20 protein-coding genes are annotated in these 20,862 nt (G+C 54.6%); 13 read left to right on the forward strand and 7 right to left on the reverse strand.

The features are described from left to right. Positions 1 to 24 precede the first annotated feature (24 nt). A complete protein-coding gene (locus PSE_RS11485; protein WP_014284550.1) occupies positions 25 to 1,167 on the forward strand; it encodes an amidohydrolase in 1,143 nt (380 codons plus the stop codon). Positions 1,168 to 1,180: 13 nt separating this feature from the next. Then, positions 1,181 to 2,350, forward strand: a complete 1,170-nt coding sequence (locus PSE_RS11490; RefSeq protein WP_014285019.1) for a diaminopropionate ammonia-lyase — start codon at positions 1,181 to 1,183, stop codon at positions 2,348 to 2,350. Positions 2,351 to 2,367: 17 nt separating this feature from the next. Here the strand turns inward: PSE_RS11490 and PSE_RS11495 are convergent, their stop codons facing one another. The 5 genes from PSE_RS11495 to PSE_RS11515 form a co-directional block, all read right to left on the reverse strand. Further along, positions 2,368 to 3,132 (reverse strand): ABC transporter ATP-binding protein, encoded by a 765-nt coding sequence (locus tag PSE_RS11495; protein ID WP_014285020.1) that lies wholly within the window; start codon positions 3,130 to 3,132, stop codon positions 2,368 to 2,370. After that, complete coding sequence (locus tag PSE_RS11500) at positions 3,129 to 4,184, reverse strand: iron ABC transporter permease (protein WP_051125906.1); 1,056 nt, start codon at positions 4,182 to 4,184, stop codon at positions 3,129 to 3,131. The genes PSE_RS11495 and PSE_RS11500 overlap by 4 nt, the downstream gene beginning before the upstream one ends. Next, positions 4,184 to 5,173, reverse strand: coding sequence for an iron ABC transporter permease (locus tag PSE_RS11505; protein ID WP_014285022.1), 990 nt, complete (start codon positions 5,171 to 5,173; stop codon positions 4,184 to 4,186). Before PSE_RS11505 ends, PSE_RS11500 begins: the two co-directional genes overlap by 1 nt. Before the next feature lie 9 nt (positions 5,174 to 5,182). Further along, complete coding sequence (locus PSE_RS11510) at positions 5,183 to 6,106, reverse strand: Fe(3+) dicitrate ABC transporter substrate-binding protein (protein WP_014285023.1); 924 nt, start codon at positions 6,104 to 6,106, stop codon at positions 5,183 to 5,185. A gap of 149 nt (positions 6,107 to 6,255) precedes the next feature. Further along, entirely contained in the window at positions 6,256 to 7,533 is a 1,278-nt protein-coding gene (locus PSE_RS11515) for an MFS transporter (RefSeq protein ID WP_014285024.1), read from the reverse strand. A 549-nt stretch (positions 7,534 to 8,082) separates the two neighbouring features. Between PSE_RS11515 and PSE_RS11520 the strand changes: the two genes are divergently transcribed. The 11 genes from PSE_RS11520 (at position 8,083) to PSE_RS11565 (ending at position 19,034) form a co-directional block, all read left to right on the forward strand. Further along, complete coding sequence (locus PSE_RS11520) at positions 8,083 to 9,558, forward strand: glycosyltransferase family 39 protein (RefSeq protein WP_014285025.1); 1,476 nt, start codon at positions 8,083 to 8,085, stop codon at positions 9,556 to 9,558. A 2-nt stretch (positions 9,559 to 9,560) separates the two neighbouring features. Next, positions 9,561 to 10,544, forward strand: a complete 984-nt coding sequence (locus PSE_RS11525) for a glycosyltransferase family 2 protein (RefSeq protein ID WP_014285026.1) — start codon at positions 9,561 to 9,563, stop codon at positions 10,542 to 10,544. Beyond that, the gene (locus PSE_RS11530) at positions 10,528 to 11,307 is read left to right on the forward strand and encodes a ChbG/HpnK family deacetylase (protein ID WP_041768360.1); all 780 of its coding nucleotides are present in this window, start codon (positions 10,528 to 10,530) and stop codon (positions 11,305 to 11,307) included. The genes PSE_RS11525 and PSE_RS11530 overlap by 17 nt, the downstream gene beginning before the upstream one ends. 130 nt (positions 11,308 to 11,437) lie before the next feature. Beyond that, positions 11,438 to 12,331, forward strand: coding sequence for a GNAT family N-acetyltransferase (locus PSE_RS11535; RefSeq protein ID WP_208998153.1), 894 nt, complete (start codon positions 11,438 to 11,440; stop codon positions 12,329 to 12,331). A 14-nt stretch (positions 12,332 to 12,345) separates the two neighbouring features. Beyond that, positions 12,346 to 12,795 carry an ABZJ_00895 family protein gene (locus tag PSE_RS11540; protein ID WP_014285029.1) on the forward strand — a complete coding sequence of 150 codons (450 nt, stop codon included), beginning with the start codon at positions 12,346 to 12,348 and terminating at the stop codon, positions 12,793 to 12,795. Between the two features lie 185 nt (positions 12,796 to 12,980). Next, entirely contained in the window at positions 12,981 to 14,570 is a 1,590-nt protein-coding gene (locus tag PSE_RS11545) for an FGGY-family carbohydrate kinase (RefSeq protein ID WP_014285030.1), read from the forward strand. Between the two features lie 29 nt (positions 14,571 to 14,599). Continuing rightward, on the forward strand, positions 14,600 to 14,746 hold the full coding sequence (locus tag PSE_RS27435; RefSeq protein WP_208998154.1) for a hypothetical protein: 147 nt from the start codon (positions 14,600 to 14,602) through the stop codon (positions 14,744 to 14,746). A 30-nt stretch (positions 14,747 to 14,776) separates the two neighbouring features. After that, positions 14,777 to 16,240 (forward strand): fucose isomerase, encoded by a 1,464-nt coding sequence (locus tag PSE_RS11550; protein ID WP_208998155.1) that lies wholly within the window; start codon positions 14,777 to 14,779, stop codon positions 16,238 to 16,240. 172 nt (positions 16,241 to 16,412) lie between these two features. Beyond that, positions 16,413 to 17,408 (forward strand): LacI family DNA-binding transcriptional regulator, encoded by a 996-nt coding sequence (locus PSE_RS11555; RefSeq protein WP_014285031.1) that lies wholly within the window; start codon positions 16,413 to 16,415, stop codon positions 17,406 to 17,408. Between the two features lie 269 nt (positions 17,409 to 17,677). Continuing rightward, a complete protein-coding gene (locus PSE_RS11560) occupies positions 17,678 to 18,145 on the forward strand; it encodes a nuclear transport factor 2 family protein (RefSeq protein ID WP_083416553.1) in 468 nt (155 codons plus the stop codon). Positions 18,146 to 18,245: 100 nt separating this feature from the next. After that, on the forward strand, positions 18,246 to 19,034 hold the full coding sequence (locus tag PSE_RS11565) for a serine protease (RefSeq protein ID WP_158309187.1): 789 nt from the start codon (positions 18,246 to 18,248) through the stop codon (positions 19,032 to 19,034). On the opposite strand, the gene PSE_RS11570 is transcribed toward PSE_RS11565, so the two are convergent. Together PSE_RS11570 and PSE_RS11575 are read right to left on the reverse strand one after the other, a co-directional pair. Further along, a complete protein-coding gene (locus tag PSE_RS11570; protein ID WP_014285034.1) occupies positions 19,031 to 19,699 on the reverse strand; it encodes a DUF6058 family natural product biosynthesis protein in 669 nt (222 codons plus the stop codon). The two genes, PSE_RS11565 and PSE_RS11570, sit on opposite strands and share 4 nt — an antisense overlap. 308 nt (positions 19,700 to 20,007) lie before the next feature. Then, positions 20,008 to 20,784 carry a hypothetical protein gene (locus PSE_RS11575; RefSeq protein WP_014285036.1) on the reverse strand — a complete coding sequence of 259 codons (777 nt, stop codon included), beginning with the start codon at positions 20,782 to 20,784 and terminating at the stop codon, positions 20,008 to 20,010. Positions 20,785 to 20,862 lie beyond the last annotated feature (78 nt).

Genomic DNA, 20,862 nt, shown 5'->3' on the forward strand with positions numbered 1-20,862 from the left:
CACGCTGCCTCTCGGGAGTACTCCATGACTGACTTTGCGCATCGTCTTCAGGCCCTTCGGCATGAGTTTCATCAAAATCCTGAGCTTGGCTTTCAGGAGGAGTGGACCAAGGCACGGATCGCGCGCCATCTGCGTGATCTGGGCATTGAAACCCACGAGAGCGTCGGTGTTGTTGGCGTGCTAAGAGCAGGTAACAGCCATAAAGCCATCGGCATACGGGCGGACTTTGATGCGCTGCCCATCACCGAGCTCAACGAGTTTGCACATCGGTCTCGCAATGAGGGCGTGATGCATGCCTGCGGCCATGATGGACACACCACCATGCTGCTGGGGGCTGCGGAGCTTCTGGCCAAATCTCCTGAGTTTGATGGAACGGTTGTACTCCTGTTCCAGCCTAATGAAGAGCATGGTTTAGGTGCGCAGGCCATGATTGACGAAGGTGTCTTGCAGAATTTTCCGATTGATGAGGTCTATGGTCTGCACAACCTGCCCGGCGAGCCTATTGGGCGGATATCTACCCGGGCAGGGGTGATCTGCTTCAGTGAAAGCCTGTTTGAGATTACGATCAATGGGCAGGGTGGACATGCCTCAATGCCTCAGGCCGGTCGCGAAACGATGACCCCAGCTGCCGAGTTGGTTCTGGCGCTTCAAACCATCGTTTCTCGAAAGCTACCGCCGTCCTCTGGCGCTGTCGTTTCAGTAACCGAGTTTATCACCGATGGTCAGCGCAACGTCCTGCCGGGTCACACGCTGCTGAAGGGGGAAGTGCGCGCTGCCTCTCCAGAACACCGAAAACAGGTCGAGACCCATCTGAGGCAGATCGCAGAAGGTATTGGTGTGAGCCATAGTCTCGATGTTTCAGTGGAATTCCGTACGGAGTTTATTGAAGCGATCAATGATGCCGATGCCGCTTCTCATGTGATTGAAGCTGCCAAAGCGATGGGGCTGGAGCATGACGGTGCCCGCCCTTCCATGACGTTTTCTGAGGACTTCGCAAACTTTGCCGCGCAAGTTCCTGGCTGTTTTCTTCTCATGGGAAACGGCACGGAAGGCGCCCATGCCAAACCTTTGCATGCAGCTGACTATGATTTCAACGATGAGCTTTTGGAGACGGGAGCTCGGTTCTGGGCTGAGTTGGCAAAGCAGCGTCTCCCAAAAGGTAAGTAAGCAGGAGTATCCCATGTCCAAAAGCATCTCATATACGCAGGGGTCTCCCGATTTCGGCCCGGCAGTACTCTCCGTTTTGCCTGAAACTGCTTTCGCTCAGGCAATTGCCGAGATCACTCAGTGGGAAGGGTATGCACCCAGCCCATTGTGTTCTTTACCGTCTTTGGCGCAGGAGATTGGGGTAGGGGCGATCCTCTACAAACATGAAGGTCCACGTTTTGGTCTTGGAAGCTTCAAGGCCTTAGGCGGTGCATATGCCGCATTGCGCGTGCTGCAACGAGAAGTGTCGCGCCGTATAGGGGAAGAGGTCTCCCTCTCAGATATTCGTAACGGGCACTACGCAGATCAGGTGAGCAGCATCACCTTAGCATCCGCAACCGATGGCAATCATGGGCGGTCCCTTGCCTGGGGATGTCAGAGATTTGGTGCGCCCTGCAAAATCTATATCCATGCGGAAGTCAGTCAGGGCCGTGAGCAAGCGATGCAGGAGCTGGGTGCAGAAGTCATTCGCATCGACGGCGATTATGATGCGTCCGTTGAAATGTGTCGGAGTGAAGCTGAGGCCGCTGGCTGGTTCGTGGTTTCTGACACATCCTGGCCCGGTTATACAGAGCCTCCGCGGGATGTTATGGCTGGCTATGGTGTCATGACCCACGAGATATTTAATGATCTCGAAAGCCCGCCAACTCATGTATTTTTGCAGGCCGGAGTAGGCGGCATGGCAGCTGCCGTTGCCGCTTCATTACGGCAGCACTGGAAGGATGAAGCCCCTAAAGTCTGCATTGTTGAACCGGACCTCGCCGCCTGTCTATTTGAGAGCGCAAAGCAGCGGCAGGCCGCATCTATTGAAATTGATGAAGAAACGATCATGGCAGGTCTGTCCTGCGGCGTTCCCTCTCCAATGGCCTGGGAAATCCTGAGAAGTGAATGCTCACATTTCCTCACCATCAGCGATGACCTGATCGCCCCAACAATGCGCCGCCTCGCACATCCCCTTGGCAATGATCCTGCCATTGAGGCAGGCGAAAGCGGCGTCGCTGGCCTCGCCGCAGTGATCGAAGCCTCCAAGGACCCGCAACTCTGCCATGAGCTAGGCCTTACCCCAGACTCCAGTATCCTCCTGATCGGCTCAGAAGGCGTCACCGACCCTGAAATCTACGCTCAGATCATGGAAGACAGCTAGATGTAGCTGTCTCCCTCTCAAACAGGCGTCACAACAGGCGTCTGTGAGACCGGGTCAGCATAGACGTTGGTTGCGATCTCATAAACGGAGCTGATTAGGGAGGGGCTGATCACATCGTGTGGGGTGCCTTCTGCGAAGAGGGCGCCGTTTCGCATGACGATGAGGTGGTCGGCGTAGCGAGAGGCCTGGGCGATGTCGTGAAGGACAACAACAACTGTGCGGCCCTGACTGTTGAGCTGCTGGAGCAGATCCAGCGTCTCGTACTGATAGCGGATATCCAGATAGCTGGTGGGTTCGTCCAGCATGATGTAGGGCGTATCCTGAGCCAGACACATGGCGATGAAAGCCCGCTGGCGCTGACCGCCGGAAAGGTCTTTCAAAGCGCGATCCTTGAAGCTGTAAAGCCCGGATGTGTGCAGGGCCTCTTCAACAATTTCGACATCACGGCGACTGCGAATGCCCAGTATGGACTGATGTGGAGCGCGGCCATAACCAACCAGCTGCTCAACGCTGATGCCAGTCGGCACAACCGGGCTTTGCGGAAGAAAAGCAATCTGCCGCGCAACGGTTTTGGCAGGCAGCCGATGGATCTCCTTCCCATCAACGGTGATGCTGCCCGTGTTGAGCTTGTTGATCTGCCCAATGGTCTTCAGCAGTGTGGACTTTCCGCAGCCGTTAGGGCCGATCAAAGCCGCATAACTGCCCTTCTGGATGGTCAGGTTGATGCTTTGAAGTGAAAACTCTTCGTAGCCGGAAGTCACGTTTGAAAGAACGATGCTCATGCGCTCTGTCCTTTTTGAGATCTGCTCATGATCCAGATGAAATAAGGAGCGCCCAGCATGGCGCTTAAGATACCTGCGGAAACCTCAATCGGCGGCGCAATGGCACGCCCGACAGCATCTGCCAGAACGACTAGCAAGGCGCCCACCAGCGCCGCGGTTGGCAACAACACGCGGTGTCTGCCACCAACCAGTGACCGGCTGATGTGAGGGGACATCAGGCCGATAAAGCCGATCACGCCCACAACACCCACCGAGATACTGGCCAGCAACGTGGCGACACCCAGCAGCAACAGCCGCATTTTGTTGGTGCTCTGGCCCAGACCGCGAGCTGTTTGGTCTCCCAGTTGTTGCAGATCCAGTTGATAAGACAGCACCATGGTCAGGCCGAGCAGACTGACAAGTGGCAGCCAGATAGAGTGCACATGCGCCCATGTGCGCGCCCACAAGGAGCCGGTCAGCCATACAAGCGGGTTGGAAATCTCCAGCGTGGCAGCAGTCACCAGCAGGTAATCAACGCCTGCATCACACACCATGCCCACCGCAATGCCCACCAGCGCAAGACGGGCAGGAGAGACCTGACGCAAATGGGCAGCAAACAGAACAATCACGGCAGCAACGATGCCACCCAAAGCAGCAGCCACGGGTAGGTAGGTGACGGGCATCTCAGGCAGGAACATGATCGTCCCCAAAGCGGCCAGCGCAGCACCAGAGTTGATGCCCATGATCTTAGGGCTCGCCAACGGATTTCGCACAATCGCCTGCACAATCACACCGGAAACTGCAAGGCTCGCACCGGCCATAAGGGCAATCAGAACCCGGGGCAGGCGAGACTTCCAGATGATGTAAGTCTGCTTTGGCCCTTCAAGATCAAACAGGCTGTTGATGATCACATCCAGCGGAATGCTGACAGCACCCAAGCCAAGGCTAACCATGCTGGCAGTGATGCAGGCAACGAACAGAACCAATTGAACGCGAAATGCTTTTGTGCTGCGATGGGTTTTAAAGTCCACCCGCCACTGTGGAGGCGCGGAGGCCTCAGCGAGCACGCTCATTAGTCAATCTCCTTGGCGGTGATGGTCAGGTAAAGGAAATAGGGTGCACCAATCAAAGCGGAGACCACGCCAACGGCTGTCTCCTCAGGAAAGTTGATCAGCTTGGAAACGCCATCTGCAACCAGCATCAGGGTCGCGCCGCACAGCATCACGGCGGGAACCAGAACACGGTGATCCGTTCCAAACCCGGCACGGCACAAATGCGGAATGATGAGACCCACGAACATCACAGGGCCAGCTACGGACACAGAAACGCCGGTCAAAATAGAAGCAAGCAGAATGCCGAACAGCAGGGTAAAACGTGGGTCTGAGCCAAGCCCTTTCGAGGCAGCTTCTCCAAGCGCCATCAGATTGAGCTTGTGAGACATGAAGAATGTCATCACGCCGCCAGCCAGACACCACGCCAGCAGAGGCGTGGCCTGCTTCCAGCGCACATCGGCAATGTCACCGGTTGTCCATTGAATAACGGAAAGCGCTAGTTCGTCATCCAGCGTAAACGTAAAGCGCACCAGCGCGAATGCGAAAGCACTGACAGCCACACCGGAGAGGATCAGGCGCAGAGCACTGAGCGTGCCCTTCAACCCACCCGCAAGCGTCAGGGTCAGGCCACCAGCAAAGGCAGCACCCAGCACAGCCATTGTGTCTATGTTGAAGATCACGAGGGAAGGGAACACCAGTCCGATGGCAATACCAAGGGCTGCGCCCTGGTTGATGCCGAGGATGGAGGGAGAAGAGAGCGGGTTGCGTGTTGTGGCCTGCAGCAGCAACCCGGCAAGGCCCAGATTTGCGCCAATCAACGCGGCAATCAGGGTGCGTGGGGCACGGATGTCCCAGATAATAGAAAGGCTTTGCTCATCCAGCTGCGCAGACAGCGCGCTCAGGATCTGATCAAAGCCGATATCTTGCCGGCCACCTGTGGCAAGGGACAGCGCCGCTCCTGCGAGCAGCGCCATCCCCATAAGGCTCCAGTACATGGCAGTCAATGGCATGTGCGGATCTTAGTTCTGAACTTGCTTCATGATTTCAAGCAGATCAGTGGCGGTCATCTCTGCAGCCACCATGCCGCGCAGACGAGACCACACATGTGCTTCCACATGGAACACACGGTTGTTCTTCACGGCGCTGATGTTTTCGTAAAGCGCTTCACCCTTCCAGCCATCAGCAAACGATGGTGTGGCATAGGGACCAAGAATGAGAATGTCCGGGTTGACCGCAGACAGCTGCTCCAGAGAGGTCTTCACATAGTTGGCTTCATAAACCGCACCATTGGTCGGCTTCATGCCGCTGGCAAATCCAAAGCCTTTCAGCAAAGAACCATTGTAGGACACAGGGGAGTGCAGCCACAGACCTTTGGCGTTCGCTACACCAAACTGGATTTTGTAATCGCCAGCATTTTTGAACTGCGCACCAATCTCCGCCATTTTGGCCTTGTGCGCCTCAACGCGGGCTTTCATCTCATCAGCTTTGCCAACAGCAGCACCAATGGCTTCCAGCTGCGCAATCGCGGATGGGTAGTCGCCGCCAAGGCTATCAAACACCACGGTTGGCGCAATTTCAGACAGGGTCTCATAGGCCGCAGTGTGACGGGTCTTATCAGCAATGATCAGATCCGGCCCAAGTGAGGCAATCACTTCAAGGCTTGGGGTCTTGCGTGTGCCAACAGAAACCCAATCATGACCAATCTTGTCGGTGTACGCGCTGATAATGCGATCACGCTTCTTGTCGTCCGCAACACCTGCCGGCGCCACACCAACAGCAGCCAATGCGTCCACAAAGCTGTACTCCAGCACAACAATGCGCTGTGGCTGATCAGGAACGGTGGTGGTGCCCAGCTCGTGTTTGACGTCCCGTGCAGAAGCACCAAAGGCAACAAGAGTGGAAAGGGCACCAGCAATGGCAGCGGCGAAAAGATTGGTTTTCATGAGCTTGACTTCTCAAAAGGATTAGCAAAAGCAACGGTTGTGTTCCGAGCTATTGTATACCTGATAATTATAGTCAAGTTTAAATAGGAGTTTTAACCTCATATTTATTCGTTAACGCAGGCATCCGGTGGATACCTGCGCAAAACCACTTAAGACGAAGGTTGCTCCGACAGCTCGTCCACTTCCATTTCCTTGGCCACTTCTTCGTCCGCCAGAATAATCGTTTGCGGTGTCGCCGTACGGGTTGGAGCCGAAGGAACAAACACACTCTTCTCACTCTCCGCCACAGCAGAACGCTGAGTGAGGCGCCATAAGGTGAAGGCAAGAATGAGCGCATGAGCCGCAAAGGTGGACATGAACAGGCCAATCGACCCGAACACGCTCATCAGCACACCACCCAGAAACGGCCCAATCATGGATCCCACACCCAGCATCAGCAACAAGCCACCACTGGTCTGCATGGCATCCCCCGCATCCGCGTGGTCATTCGCGTGCGCAACCAGCACAGGGTAGAAGGTGTAGATCGCTGCACCAAAAATCACAGCAGACGCAATGGCAATATTGGCGCTGCTGGTATCAGCAAACAGAAAGATACAGTCCGCTGCCAGCGCGACCATGGCAATCGCAATCACCACAAAGCGTCGATCCGTGCGGTCAGAGATCATGCCAATCGGCACCTGCGCAAACGCGCCTGCAAGAATGGAAGCACTCACAAACAGCGTGATACTGGCAATCGGCAAACCAACCTGACCACCATACACCGCCGCCAGCGTACCAAAGCTACCGTTGGAAACACCGGTCAGCGTAACAGCGACCACGGCCACCGGAGAGTTCCGCCACAGCCGTTTCAGATCCAACTTCACCTGCGCAAGTGGAGCTGGGGCAGGGGTGCGGGTGACCGCGGTAGGAATAAGCGCCACCACATAAAACATCGAGGCGATGACAAAGAATTCAAAGCCATCAATCGGTCCCATGGAAAGCACGACCTGACCAGCAGTGGTCGCAGCAAGGTTCACCATGGTGTAAGTGCCAAAGATCACGCCGCGATTACCCGGGTTGGAGCGTTCCGTCAGCCAGCTTTCAACGATCATCGCCGCACCAGCAAAGGCAAAGCCAGCCAGAGAGCGGAAAGCAACCCATGCAATCGGGTCAACCAGCAATGATGAGGCAAGCACAGAAAGACACGCCAGCGATGCCATCACCCCAAAGGCTCGGATATGGCCCGCCCGCTGCACGATCTTCGGCACGCTTAAGCAGCCGGTCACATAGCCAATCGCCCAGCCCGTACCAAGCAGACCGAGCGAGAGAGATGAGAACCCCTCAAACGTACCACGCAGAGGCAAATGCATGCCGGTTACACCACCGGCAAAAAACAGAAAGGCGGATCCCAGCAGCAAGGACGCAATGGGAAGCAGGAACTGGCGCATGGCAACTACTCAGAAAATGGGCAGGTATCCCTGAAAAGACGAAGCCCCGAAAATCACAGTAGACGATAGAACCACACCCCCACCCAAAACGCGACAGCTTTCTTCACACACCTCTGTTTGAGAACACCTTTTCCCAAAATCCCCAAACCTCCACGGAAACGCAGCGTAGGAAACGGGAAGATCATGAGAAGCTGATCTCGCTACCTGAGGGAAAACGTCCCATTTAAAGCGCTCTGCGTAGTTTCATGAAATGTGTGGTTACTGCAAATATAGCCGCCCGGTTTGTCAAATTGATACCAAAAGGGCACAGAGATTTGCCTCTTGCCTAAAAATTCTCCTCGCTATCGAAAAGAAACTGGAGACTCGTATAGCTCTCTGTTAGTTGTGCTGACGGAAAATGCCATTTTTAGGCGAATTTATTGTTATTTCAGGCTCAGGTATTTTCACTGAGCCCAATTGGTTGTTATGGACGCGCACTACGTAAAGTCAGAGCTAGCTTCGAAAAGAAGTATCTTCGCTCCTCTTAATGTTGGATCAACTGGGCTCATCGTGGTGATCCTGGCAATGCATCTGGTGATCTACACCGTGATCCCATCTATGTTTGCCAGCAATCTTCCTTTGGATGCGATTGAGTCATTGTATTGGGGGAACGAGTGGCAGCTCGGCTACTATAAACACCCGCCAATATCTGCGTGGATGATCGACATCATCGTGCAACTCTTCGGGCGTTCTGACTGGATTGTTTTCGCTGCATCACAGCTATGTACTCTTTTAGCTGTGCTGCCTGTGCTCTTGATCGTGGGAGAGCGATACGGTGCGAAAGCTGTCGGTTACTCGACACTTGCTGTTTTCCTCACTCATTTTACAACGCTGACCTCCGTTGAATACAACGTCAACATGGGCTTCTTGCCATTCTGGGGTTGGATGGTCTTCACGTTTGTAAAAGCAGAAGAGAAAGATAGCCTTCTCTGGTGGGGACTATTTGGACTTGTCAGTGCTGGGGGTATCTACGGAAAGTACATCGCCGGTGTGTTCCTGATGAGCGCAACACTTTGGGTTCTGCTGAAACGGCGGGACCTGTTGTTGCGACCGGGGCCATACTTTGCTGCCGCCATTTTCCTTCTCGCACTTACACCGCATCTGATTTGGTTGGTAAACTCAGATTTCCTGCCAATAGAGTATGCGATGAACCGTTCTGAGAGTGAGGGAACCGCGTGGTATCAGCACCTGTTGATGCCCCTCAAGTATCTCGTGGAGCTCATTTATTCTGTTGGGCCAATGTTGCTGGCGCTCGCAATCGGTGTTGGCTGGATGCGATTGAAGACTGGCTTTGGTCCCGGTTTGAAAACTTTAGCAGGGCGGGTTTGGTCCGATCCATTCCTGTTTGCTGTTGTTGGGCCTGTCGGTGTTATTGCAGCAATCTCGCTATTGCTTGGAGCAAACATCAAGACCGCGTGGTCAATCCCGCTTGGTATCGTGTTTGCGGGTCTTGTCGGTGTTGTTGCCAGCTCACTAGAGAAGGAAAACACCTCGTTCAAGGAACGCTTCCTGAGCGCATGGGCAGTCCTTTACGGCATCCTGCTCATTGTTCTCATTGGTATCTTCGTTCTCTCACCTTTCGTGAAAAACAAACCAGCGCGTATGCAGCATGATGGCCCGGCGCTGGCTCGCTTAGCAGAAGAGCATTGGTATCGCCACGAAACCGGGCCGTTTGAATACACCGTTGGCAGTCGCTGGCCGGGCGGAACAGTAGCTTGGTATGGAACGCACCGCTCATCACTTTTCGAAAAAGCAAACCTCAAAATAGCGCCTTGGGTTGATGTTGACGACCTCCGAAGCAAAGGTGCGATTTATGTCGATTACAAAGACCCCAAAACCAAGGTCGCTGGAATGTGCGTCACTGATCCGCAAAAGGTTCTTTGGCCCATGCCAAATGAGCGGACTTACAAAAAACACCCTGAGATCTGGATTGCCGTTTTGAAACCGGCAACTGGTCCAAATGCAGTTACATGTGAGGGAGAATAATCATGAGTGACACCACCCTCACACTTGCTGTGCCGGTTTTCAATGAAGCTGAATCCCTTGAGGTCTTTCATAAGCGTCTTGGAAAAGTTGCTGAACAGCTGATCGACCAGTTTGGTCTGACCGTAGAGATCCTCTACGTGGATGATGGCAGCTCTGATGGCAGCGTTGAGATAATGAACCGCCTGCCCAGTGCTCGTTTCAGCGTCAAAACAGTGTGCTTCAGCCGAAACTTCGGCAAGGAAGCCGCACTGGTCGCAGCGATTGAACGCTGCAAAAAAGGTGCAATTGTCTTCCTTGATAGCGATGGCCAGCACCCACCAGAAATGCTGCCGGAGTTTGTGAGACGCTGGAAGGAAGAAGGCAACGATGTTGTCTATGCAGTGCATAACAAACGACAGGATCACCCGATTAAACAGAAGCTGGTTGGGATCTTTTATCGGCTCATCAATGCTGGAAGCCGTTTTGAAATTCCTGCGAATGCTGCTGATTACAAACTTCTGTCGCCGCGCGCTTTAGAAGCATTGAAGGCTTGTCAGGAACGCATTCGTTTCTTCAAAGGCCTGTCCACTTGGATTGGGTTTAAGCAAAGCGCAATCGAGTATGAGCCGGAAGAGCGCATATCGGGTACCACGAAGTGGAACTTCCTGAAGTTGCTGAGCCTGTCTTCTGAAGGAGTTATTTCATTCTCAACGGTACCACTGCGGGCAACCATGTTCCTGGGTGTTGCCATCGCAATTCCATCATCGCTTTACGGATTTTGGATTGTTCTGTCTGCCCTCATTCTGGGTAATGATGTGCCGGGATACTCCTCGTTGTTCACCGCGACAGTGTTCCTCGGCGGATTGCAGCTCATCTTGCTGGGTGTCGTAGGTGAGTATGTTGGTCATATGCTGCGCGAAATTAAGCAGCGACCAATCTACATCATTGCGGAAGAAAGCAATCAACAAGCGAAAACGCCAGAGGCCGCTGATGCGCTTGGTGGCTGACGATTACGCTTACACTTCGGAAATCAGCAAAAGTATTTTGTGGCTCTTGGAGAACGACAAAATACAGGGCACGTCCTGCATGGTGGTCACGTCTGCGTGGCCAAAAGACGTTGCAGCCCTGAAGGAGTTGAGTGAGCGCAGACCTGACATTCAGATCGGGCTCCATATCACCCTGACAGGGGACTGGCTCAAACCATCCTCATTGGCATTGAACTGGAATGCTTTCCCGACAATGCCGCAGCTCTTGCTTAAATCGCATTTGCGTTTGCTGGATGCCGACTTGATCGAGAAAGAGATTGCTTCACAGATCGAGTTTTTCCGGCGTGATTTTGGCAGACTGCCGGATTTTGTTGATGGACATGAGCATGTACATCTGTTTCCGCAGATCAGAAATGCTTGCGTAAAAGCATTGTATGACGCCGGGTTTAAAGGCTGGGTTCGCCAGTGTGGTGGCCCACTGAAAGGTGTTCTCAAGCGCCCTTATCGCATCAAATCGCTGTTTTTAAACTACCTCAGCTGGTCGTTTAAACGTCAGGCTGATCGCTATGGGATTCGCTACAATAAAGACTTCGCAGGGATCTACGATTTCTCAATGAAGAGCGATTTCAGTGACCTTCTAGAGACATGGCGCCAAACTGGAACCGAAGACAGCGTTTGCATGTGTCACCCCGGACCTGCCAACTCTCAGTCCGATACCCCAGATCCAATCGCCGAGTCCCGAGAACGCGAAATGCGCATTCTGTCAGAAGCGCAATCCAGATAGCTATCCGGATTGGAACAAGCTGCTTTGATGAAGACGCCCCCACACAAACATTGAGCCATCCCCCTCAAACAGGGTAGGTATCGACCAAGCGCACCGTTTGTGGTGATTCATGAGACATGGGGGGATTGGGGTGATTTTGTTTCAGAAGGCTTCGGCGTTTTCGATGGAGCAGTTGCATCGGGTGATGGTTTCGGCGTTTTCCGATTATGTCATACAGATGAAAATGCCTCTGGCGGATTTTGAGAGGATGATCACCACGCGCGGGTTTGATCCTGAGTTGTCATGGGTGGCGGCTGAGGATGAGCAGCTGGTGGGCTTCTGGTTCATCGGCAAGCAGGCAGCTTACGCGGGCACGGTCTATGCCGTCTCAACTGGCACCGTGCCAGAGGCGCGTGGAAAGGGCATTGCCAGCAAGCTCTTTGCCAAGGTTGAAGAGCATGCTTTGAAAGCAGGTTACGGCAAAATCCAGCTGGAGGTGATCACCAGCAACACCGCGGCTGTCAAAGCCTACGAGAAGCTCGGCTTTGCAACTGAAAGACACTTCCAATGCTTCAGCCTGCAAAAGACTGCGTTTTCTGAACGACCAACCACTGCACAACCTGTCATCGCTTCATGGAGCGAGCTGGAGCCACAGGCCTCTGAACTCTGGCAAAAGCCGCCAAGCTGGCAGAACTCTGCTTTTGCGGTCTGTGCTCTGGGCGATGAGGCAGCCTCCTACAAGATTGAGCAGGATGGAAAGCTTGCTGCCTATATCACCTTCACCCGCAAAACCGGCTCTGTCATGCAGCTTGCTGTTGCGCCGGAGCATCGCGGTAACGGCTTTGCCTCAGCATTGATCGCCACAGCTTTCGCCAATGTAGAGAAGGAAGCGCTGACCTTCATCAACGTGGATGAAAGCGATGAGACCATCATGCAGGCCCTGCCAAAGCTGGGGGCAATAAAAAGGCTGCAGCAATATGAAATGCATAGGCCATTGCAAACCATGGCTGACCATGTTGAAGAGAACGAGCTGACCACGTCTTAAGCCGAGTATGATCCATGACCAAGCTGCACCGTTCTCTCTGGTTTTACCTCAGCTGGTTCATCGTGAGCTACACGGTGGTGCAGGTGGCGGTGACCCTGTTGGTCTTCCAATATGGCATCAAGCAGGCGGGCAACATGTTCATAGAACTTGGCCTGCCGGTAATCTTGACCAGCCTGATCTTTGTGCGAAATGAACACAAGGCACCAACTGGCGCGACTTATTGGGGGCTGTTTGTTGGCTCCCTTGCAGCCAGCCTTCCCATCTCCATGACCGTGCGGAGTTACCTGCTGGCAGGTGAGGGCGCTGTTGCTCCGGCCAGCCCGTTTCCCACGTTTGCGGGGGATGAGATGGGGCTGTTCTTCATCATTGATCTGGTGATCCGCGCACTGGCCTTTGGCATCGGCTACGGCTTTTTCGCCCGATTGCTGAGCGATGCACAAAACCGCTCGAAAGAGCCAAACTAGACCCTCCTGATCCAATCAAAATCTGAAAATCCATGGCTGGCGGAACCGTCCTCCGGCCTGCTTTGCTGTGCTTGCCTATGAGAATTTTTGCATAAATCTCATTTGCTTTGCACTTGCTAACACGAGTTAGCAGGTGTAGTTAGCAAAGGAGAAGAACAATCGCGAGTCGAAAAGGGAGGCCGCGTATGAAACAGACATGTTACGCTGGCATTGATGTCGGTTCTGCAAGCGCACGCGTCGGGCTCTTCAATGAAAAGGGCGAGAGGCTGGCCTTCGCGGTGCGGCCCATCAAGCAGTTTCATGGTCGGGCCAACTTCGTAGAACAGTCCTCATCAGACATCTGGCAGCAGATCTGCGCCGCCATGAAAGAGGCGATGGCCACCGCTGGTGTTTCTGCCGATGAAATCCGTTCGCTGGGCGTGGATGCCACCTGTTCGCTGGTCGCAGTCGGGCAGGGTGGTAGCCCGGTCTCCGTCTCTGAAAATGGCGAGGCTGATCAGGACATCATCATGTGGATGGACCATCGCGCTGCTGAAGAGACCACGGAGATCAACGCTACCGGGGATGAGGCACTCAAGTATGTTGGCGGCGAAGTTTCCATTGAAATGGAACTGCCCAAAATCCTCTGGCTCAAGAACCACTATCCGGACCGCTATGAGCGCACCGTACGTTTCTTTGATCTGGCAGACTATCTGGTCTGGCGGGCAACAAGTGCAGATGTAGCCAGCACCTGTACTCTGACCTGCAAGTGGAACTATCTGGCCCACGAAGGCCGCTTTGCTGAAGACATGTTGCAAGCGGTCGGCCTGCAGGATCTACCGGAAAAGGTGCCGCAAAAAGTGCTGGATCTGGGAGCGTCTGCTGGCGGACTGTCAGACCAAGCCGCAAAAGACCTTGGTCTAAACGTAGGCACACCGGTTGCTTCTGGCATCATTGATGCCCACGCAGGCGGTTTGGCGCTCATCGGAGCGGAGCCGGATGGCGGGCTTGCCATCATCAGCGGCACCTCCAACTGCCATATGATTGTCAACGAGAAACCAGTCATGGTGCCGGGCGTTTGGGGCCCATACTGGGGCGCCATGTTGCCGGGGTACTGGCTGGGCGAGGGCGGGCAGAGTGCTGCTGGTTCTCTGGTGGAATGGACTATCCAGCAGTCTGATGCCTATGACGAACTCAAAGCAGAAGCGGCGAAGCAGGGCCTGCACGAGATCGCACTCCTCAACAGCTGGGTGCAGGATCTGGAGGAGCGGGAAGCAAATCCAACCCGTGACCTTCATGTGCTCTCTGATCATCACGGCAATCGCTCACCACGCGCCAACCCACATGCAAAGGGCGTTGTCTCTGGCCTGACACTGGAAACAGGCCGGGATGCTCTGGCCCGCCTCTATCTGGCAACGCTTCAGGCCATTGCCTACGGCACGCGCCATATCATCGAGGAAATGACCAAGGCCGGGCACAGCATCACCAAGCTGTTCATGTGTGGCGGGGCCACCAAGAACCCGCTCTGGCTCAGGGAGTACGCCAACATCACAGGGCGGGAAATTCAGCTGGCGGAAGAAGAAGATGCCGTCACGCTGGGCGCTGCCATTCTGGGTGCTGTGGCCTGTGGTGACTTCAAGGACATTCCATCGGCCAGCGCAAAGCTGGTGCGTGTTGGCGGGCTCATCAAGCCAGAAAGCAGCACCGCTCAGTTCCACGCCGCCAAATATCAGGTCTACCTCAATCTTTACGACAACCATCAGCACCACAAGGCGCTCATGGAAAAAGCAATTTAAATATCAAAACAAGTTCAGGAGGACACCACGTGCTCAACCTGCCTCAGGCCCCAGCGCCTATCTCCGTAGCGGACAAGGAAATTCTTGTCGTCACCAACGCAGATCTTCGCGAAAGTGCCAACGTCACCTGTTGGCCCACCTATGAAGACTATGCGCAGCGGTTGGAAAAGAGCTGATCGCGCAAGGCTTCAAGATGAAGCGTGCCCATGAATATGATGCAGCGCGCGGTCACGGTTTCATCTCCTCGCAAAAAGAAGGCTCTGAGCTGTTTGCGAAGATCGATCCCGGAAGCCCCGCTCATCGTGCTGCTCACCGCATGGCAATACTCGCACCACATTGCGCCATCCCTTGCCAAGCACAAAGGCCCGATCCTGCTGCTCGCCAACTTTGACGGCACATGGCCGGGCTTGGTGGGCATGCTCTGTATGGCTGGCTCTCTCACCAGCTTGGGAGTGAATTATTCTCGCCTTTGGTCCCAGACCTTTGAAGATGACTTCTTCAAATCCGGTCTGGCCTCATGGCTCAAAGACGGCAAGCTCTCCCACGACACTTCATACCTTCAGGACGTTCCTGTAAACCATGCCGTCCTGCAGACACCAGCAGGGCAGGCCGGTCAGCAGGTTGGCGAGTACATCCTCAAGAACAAAGCGATCCTTGGCCTGTTCGATACCTTCTGCATGGGCATGATGAACGGCTACTTCCCGGTCAAAGCCCTCACAGACATCGGTATGCCGCTGGAAAGCCTCTCCCAGTCCGCTCTTCTGGTGGAAATGGAGAGGGTGCCTCAGTCCCTGCGTGAAGACTGCCTGAAGTTCTATGAGGACCGTGGCATGACCTTTATGTTCGGCAGCGATGATGCGACCGAACTCACCCGCGAGCAGGTGCTGGAACAATGCGCCATGATGATCGCCATGGCTCGCTTCACCACCCGCTTTGGCCTGTCTGCTGTTGGCGTCCAGTACCAGCAGGGCCTGAAAGACAGTTGTGCAGCCTCTGACTTTGCTGAAGGCGCCATTGGGTCCACTGAGCGCTTCCCGATCCCCGATGAAGACGGCTCCATCATCTGGGAAGGCAAGCCCATCCCATGTATCAACGAAGTAGACATGGGAACCGCCATTCCGCAGACCATGATGTGGCGCCTGCTGGATGCCATGGGCCTGCCTGCTGAAACCACACTACATGATGTGCGCTGGGGCAGCGAGTATGAAGGTACCTTCTATTGGGACTTCGAAATCTCCGGCTCCGTACCGTTTGAGCATCTCAAAGGCGGCCTTGCAGGCGCAACAGGCTATCGCCAGCCGGCCATGTACTTCCCGAAAGGCGGTTCCAGTATCGCAGGCCAGTGTAAGGCAGGGGCGTTCCTCTGGGCCCGCGCGCATTATGAGGGCACGCAGGTCATCATGCACATTGGCACCGGCCATGCGGTCGAGCTGCCGGAAGATGAGTTTGAACGTCGCCGCAAGGCAACCACCTATGAGTGGCCACTGATGAATTGCACACTGGACGGTGTGGGCCGTGATGATCTGATGGCAGGGCACCAGTCCAACCACATCACCGTGGCTTATGTGCCGGAAGATAAACTGCAGGATGTGCTGCAGGCCTTCGTGGCTCAGGCGCTCACGCAGGGCATCAACGTCAAAATCGCAGGCTCTGCGAAAGATCTGCTTTAATCCCAGCAAAACAGAGTTTGAGCATCCCGTGGTGCTCAAACTCACGCAAAAGCTGCGGGATATCCACGGACACCACCCCGCACCTGCCATATTCTGCTTGGCAATTTGAGGAAGGCTGACTACCACTCGACAGTTAAGCGTACCTACAAAAATCAGGGCGAGAAAGCACGCAATGGCCAAAAAGCCAGATGAAATTGCAAAGGCGCTGGGCGTCTCCATCACCACAGTGCGATTGGTGCTGGGCGGCAAGGCGGAAAAGTACCGCATCAGTAAAGCCACCCAAGCCCGCATTCGTGAGTATGTGGAAGAGCATGGTGTCAAATTCGACCTGACAGCCCGCAGTCTCAAGCTGAAACGCACCAACACCTTCGGCCTGATCATACCACGCCTCGCCAACCCGTTCTTCGCCAAGCTTTCCGAAGAACTGGAACACCGCTGCCGCGAAACCGGTTACCAGCTCATCATCAGCTGTTCCAACTCTGATGAGGAGACGGAAAAGGAACTGGCCAGCGGTCTTGTTCAGCGCAATGTGGATGGCCTGTTTGTTGTGTCCTCCACCTCTGGCAGCCAGCAACATCTGGTCAAAACCATTTCCAAGCCAATGGTGTTTCTGGATCGTGACTACGGCAACACCGATGCGCCCATCATCACCTCCAGCAACTTTGAGGGCGCTAAAGATCTCGCCGCCGCCATTGCCAAGCACGCAGACGGAGAGCCGGTCTACTTCCTCATCGGCGGCAGCAATCAGCCAACCATCACCGAGCGTACCCGCGGCTATCTGGAAGTCATGCCGCAAAATGCGGAGAAAGACTGGACCCTGCAATCTGCCCGCAACCGCACACAGGATGGCGAGCAGATGATGCTGCAGCTCTGGGAGAAGCTCGGCAAAGCCCCGCAGAACCTGATGGTGTCCTCTCTGCCTGTTCTGGAAGGCGCATTGGCCGTTCTGCGCGAAAAGCTGGGTCATATTCCACCTCAGCTGCGCCTGGCCACCTTCGATGACAACAAGATGCTGTCCTTCTTGCCTAATGAGATCTGGTCGGTCAAACAGAACGAGGCAGAATGGGCTGAGGCGGCGCTGGAAGCCATGACCCAGACCATGAGCAGCGAGCAGGCCCACAGCAAAACCATCGCCACGCGCCTGATCCACCGGCCCAAAGATCAGTAATCCGTCACTATTTGTGGCGGAAATGCGGCGGGGAATTATCCCTCTGAAAACCATAGAACCGGAAGAAGGTCCTCATTCCGCTACGTAACCGTTATATTCCTTAGGTATGTAGTGCAGGCAAATGCGCTAGTCTGCCTGCGGCTATGGTACTCTTTGGAGACGAACTCGGGCTTATCCCTGAAACGCACACCAGATTTCGGCTTATGGATACGCGCGAAAACGAACAGTTAGAGCATCATAGGATGCCCTGACCAGCTGGGAGCATGTAGATGGACACTATTGGGCCAATCCAAAATCGCGTAAGTCGTTTCTTCATTGATGTCGACGACCGAAATTGGGAGTCCGTCGAAGGTGTCATGACCAGCCGCGTGCATCTGGATTACTCCTCCTTCGGTGCAGGGGAACCCGTGGATTTGACACCAGCCGAAATCACAACAGCCTGGAAAGAGCTGCTGCCCGGTTTCGACCAGACCCACCACCAGATCGGCAATCCGCTCATTGAATCCAAAGAGCAAAAAGCCAACGTGAAAGTCCACGCCACCGCCACTCATTTCATAGATGGTGCAGAGGGTGGTGATCTTTGGGTGGTCTATGGTACCTACAACATCGCACTGGTGCATGAAGGCGGCACGTGGAAGATCAGCCGCATCCAGTTCAACTTCAAGTTCCAGGACGGCAACATGGATCTGCCGGTCATCGCGCAGGCCCGCGCTGACGCGAAAGCCAAAGCCGAGTAACAGGCAAACTGCAGGCACCAATTAGCTCTGGGCGAATGCTCGCAAGCCGCCTATAAATGCAGGGATGTTTTCGCCGGTACCGGCTCAGCAGGATCTGCATATGCTTTTGAATGCTCTCTCCAAATGCGTGCTCAGCGCTGCACTTCTCATGGTGGGCCTGAGCGCTGGCCCGTCTCTGGCTCAGGATAAATCTAGCAAATCGGAAAAGTTCTTCCCCGGCATCATCGGAGAAGATAACCGCGAGATCATCGACAGCTGGGATAAGCCGTGGAACGCCATTGGCCGCGTCAACGTCGCCGGGTTCCGCTCCCGTTCCATGTGCTCTGGCACCCTGATCTCCGACCGTATGGTCATCACCGCCGCCCATTGCCTTTACAACGCGCGCACCGGCAAAGCTCATGTGCCGTCCAAGATCAATTTCGTAGCAGGCGTGCGCCGAGATAAGTTTATCGCCCACACCACCGCCGCCTGCACCCATCTGCTGGATGGCTACGCCTTCACCAACCGCCCGACCCTGAAACACGCCGCAACTGATGTGGGTGTGATCATCCTCTCCAAACCGCTGGATGTGCCGCCAATGCCGGTCATCAGCAAAGCGCCGGAAGTGACGCAGAACCTTGACCTTACCAGCGCCGGATACGCCAGAGACCGCCCGTTCCTGCTCGCCGCAGATAAAAACTGCAAGCTCTACAAAGACCGCGGCAACCTCTGGCTCACCAGCTGCGACACCAACTATGGCGGCTCAGGCGGCCCCGTCATGGTGGAAGAAAACGGCCAACTCAAACTCACCGGCATCATGGTCGCCTCCGCCCAAAACAAATTCTCAATCGCCGTTCCAAAGAACGTCTGGGCCCACCTGCTTGAGAAAACCACCTGCGAGGGAAACTAAGCCGCAACCCGCTCCGCCAAATATCGCTCCCGCACATCGATGATACAGCGCTGTCTCGATGACTGACTTACCTCATGCGGGGCGAAGTCGGATTCGACGGCGTCCAGAAAGTCCACGGTCTGCCGCAGTAACCCAAGGTGCTCCTTTGAGAACTGGTGAGGCTGAGCCTCTGTCATTTTCTCAATAAACCGCACGCCAGCCTGTTTCTGGAAGATCGTGTCCGGCTGACCGTCACGGGTGCAGATACCATAGGTGCCGTTGAGAAAATGGCCCCAGGTGCGCTCTTCCAGATCGCCATCAAAAGCAGCCATCACATCAGGATGCAGTGCGTGCAGGCGCGCGCCCAGCTCTCCGGCAAGAAACGCCTCCTTGGCACTGCGGAAACGGGAGAAGAAGAATGCCTTAGCCGCTTGCTCCTGCGTCAGGCCAAAGCATTGCAGATCCTCAAACCAGCGCCGATGGCTCTTCAGGTGAAAGCGATAAAGCTCCCGTTCCTGATACTGCCCGAAGAAGGAAACACATAGCGAGCTGTTGGTGAAAAGATAGGAGGCAGCAGGCATCACCCGTCGCTCCAGCAGGCTCTGCCAGTCGGATGAAGAAAGACCAAGCAGATCAAGGAACACCTGTTCCTCATAAAACTCTGAGTAAAGATAGTTGAGCAGCACGATACGCTCCTGAAGCTTGAGATGGAAAACCCACCTCAAGCTCTAACCCACTTCACTTAAGCGATGTTTCGATAGAGATCGAACTAACTTACCCCGCCCGAACCTGGCTCAAAAATGCCTGCATCGCATCCTGCATCTGGTCCGACCGCTCTGACAGGTTGGCGATGGAATGATGGATCTCCTCCGAAAGCTCACCCGTTTTGCACGCAGACACTATCGCCGCACAGATCTGGGGCGGGGTGTCAGTCACTGTTTCTGCCTGTTTTCGGGGCTTGCCTAGTGGGCATCCAGCGCCCTGAGATACATACTTAGCCCTTGATGGTCACGGTAATCTGCGTCGGCAGGTTATTGCGATAGTCGATGTTAGTTGAAAAACTGCCCTGATCGTCATAGGGAAAGCCATAGACCAAACTGTTTATACTGACTCCGTTCGGATTGTCTCTGCTCCAGTTGCGGTGGAGGAAGCCTGAGTATTCATTACAGTGTGCCACATCAGATGAACCCATTCCGGGGTAAAACTCATGTGGGGCCACCTGTTTGACATCATCTGTATCCACAAACGGATGGGTCAGCGGTTGGCCTGTGTTGACCACTTCGCCAACCAAAACGAAGAAACCGAGTTGAGACTGCCTGTAAATGCGAGTGGCCTTGTAAAGGGCCTTTGGGTGTGGCAACCAACTCAGCTCGACCTGAGCTGCTTTGTGCAGAACAATGGTTTGAGGCACAGAAAGGGCCGTTACGGAGCCGTCATTGAGCACACCAGCCAGATAGTAGGTGTAAGTTCCCGCAGGAACGCACTTGTCCGCCGGACTTGTTTGCAGCGCCACCGGTTTCTTTGAGAATGCATAGTGAGTTGTATATTGCTGAGGGCCTACTGCATAAACATGCGCTTTCGCGATACCGCGATTCAGTGCAGAGACAATAATGTTCTGAATGTTGGCAAGTGCTCTGGAGGCCAGCAATCCGCCATTTGCCTGTGCAAGCGCATCAGGGTCAGTCAAAAAGGCAAAGGTGCCACTACAGCCAAACACCATTTCACTGGGTGAATAACCTGAGTTTTGCAGTTTTTCAGGTGCTGGTGGCAACGACCCTCCTGCAAACTGCTTTTTAAAAATCGGAGGCTCCGGGAGTATGTGAAGAGGTCCGGCATTCTCGTAGAAATA

Source organism: Pseudovibrio sp. FO-BEG1 (genome assembly GCF_000236645.1).
Lineage (GTDB): Bacteria > Pseudomonadota > Alphaproteobacteria > Rhizobiales > Stappiaceae > Pseudovibrio.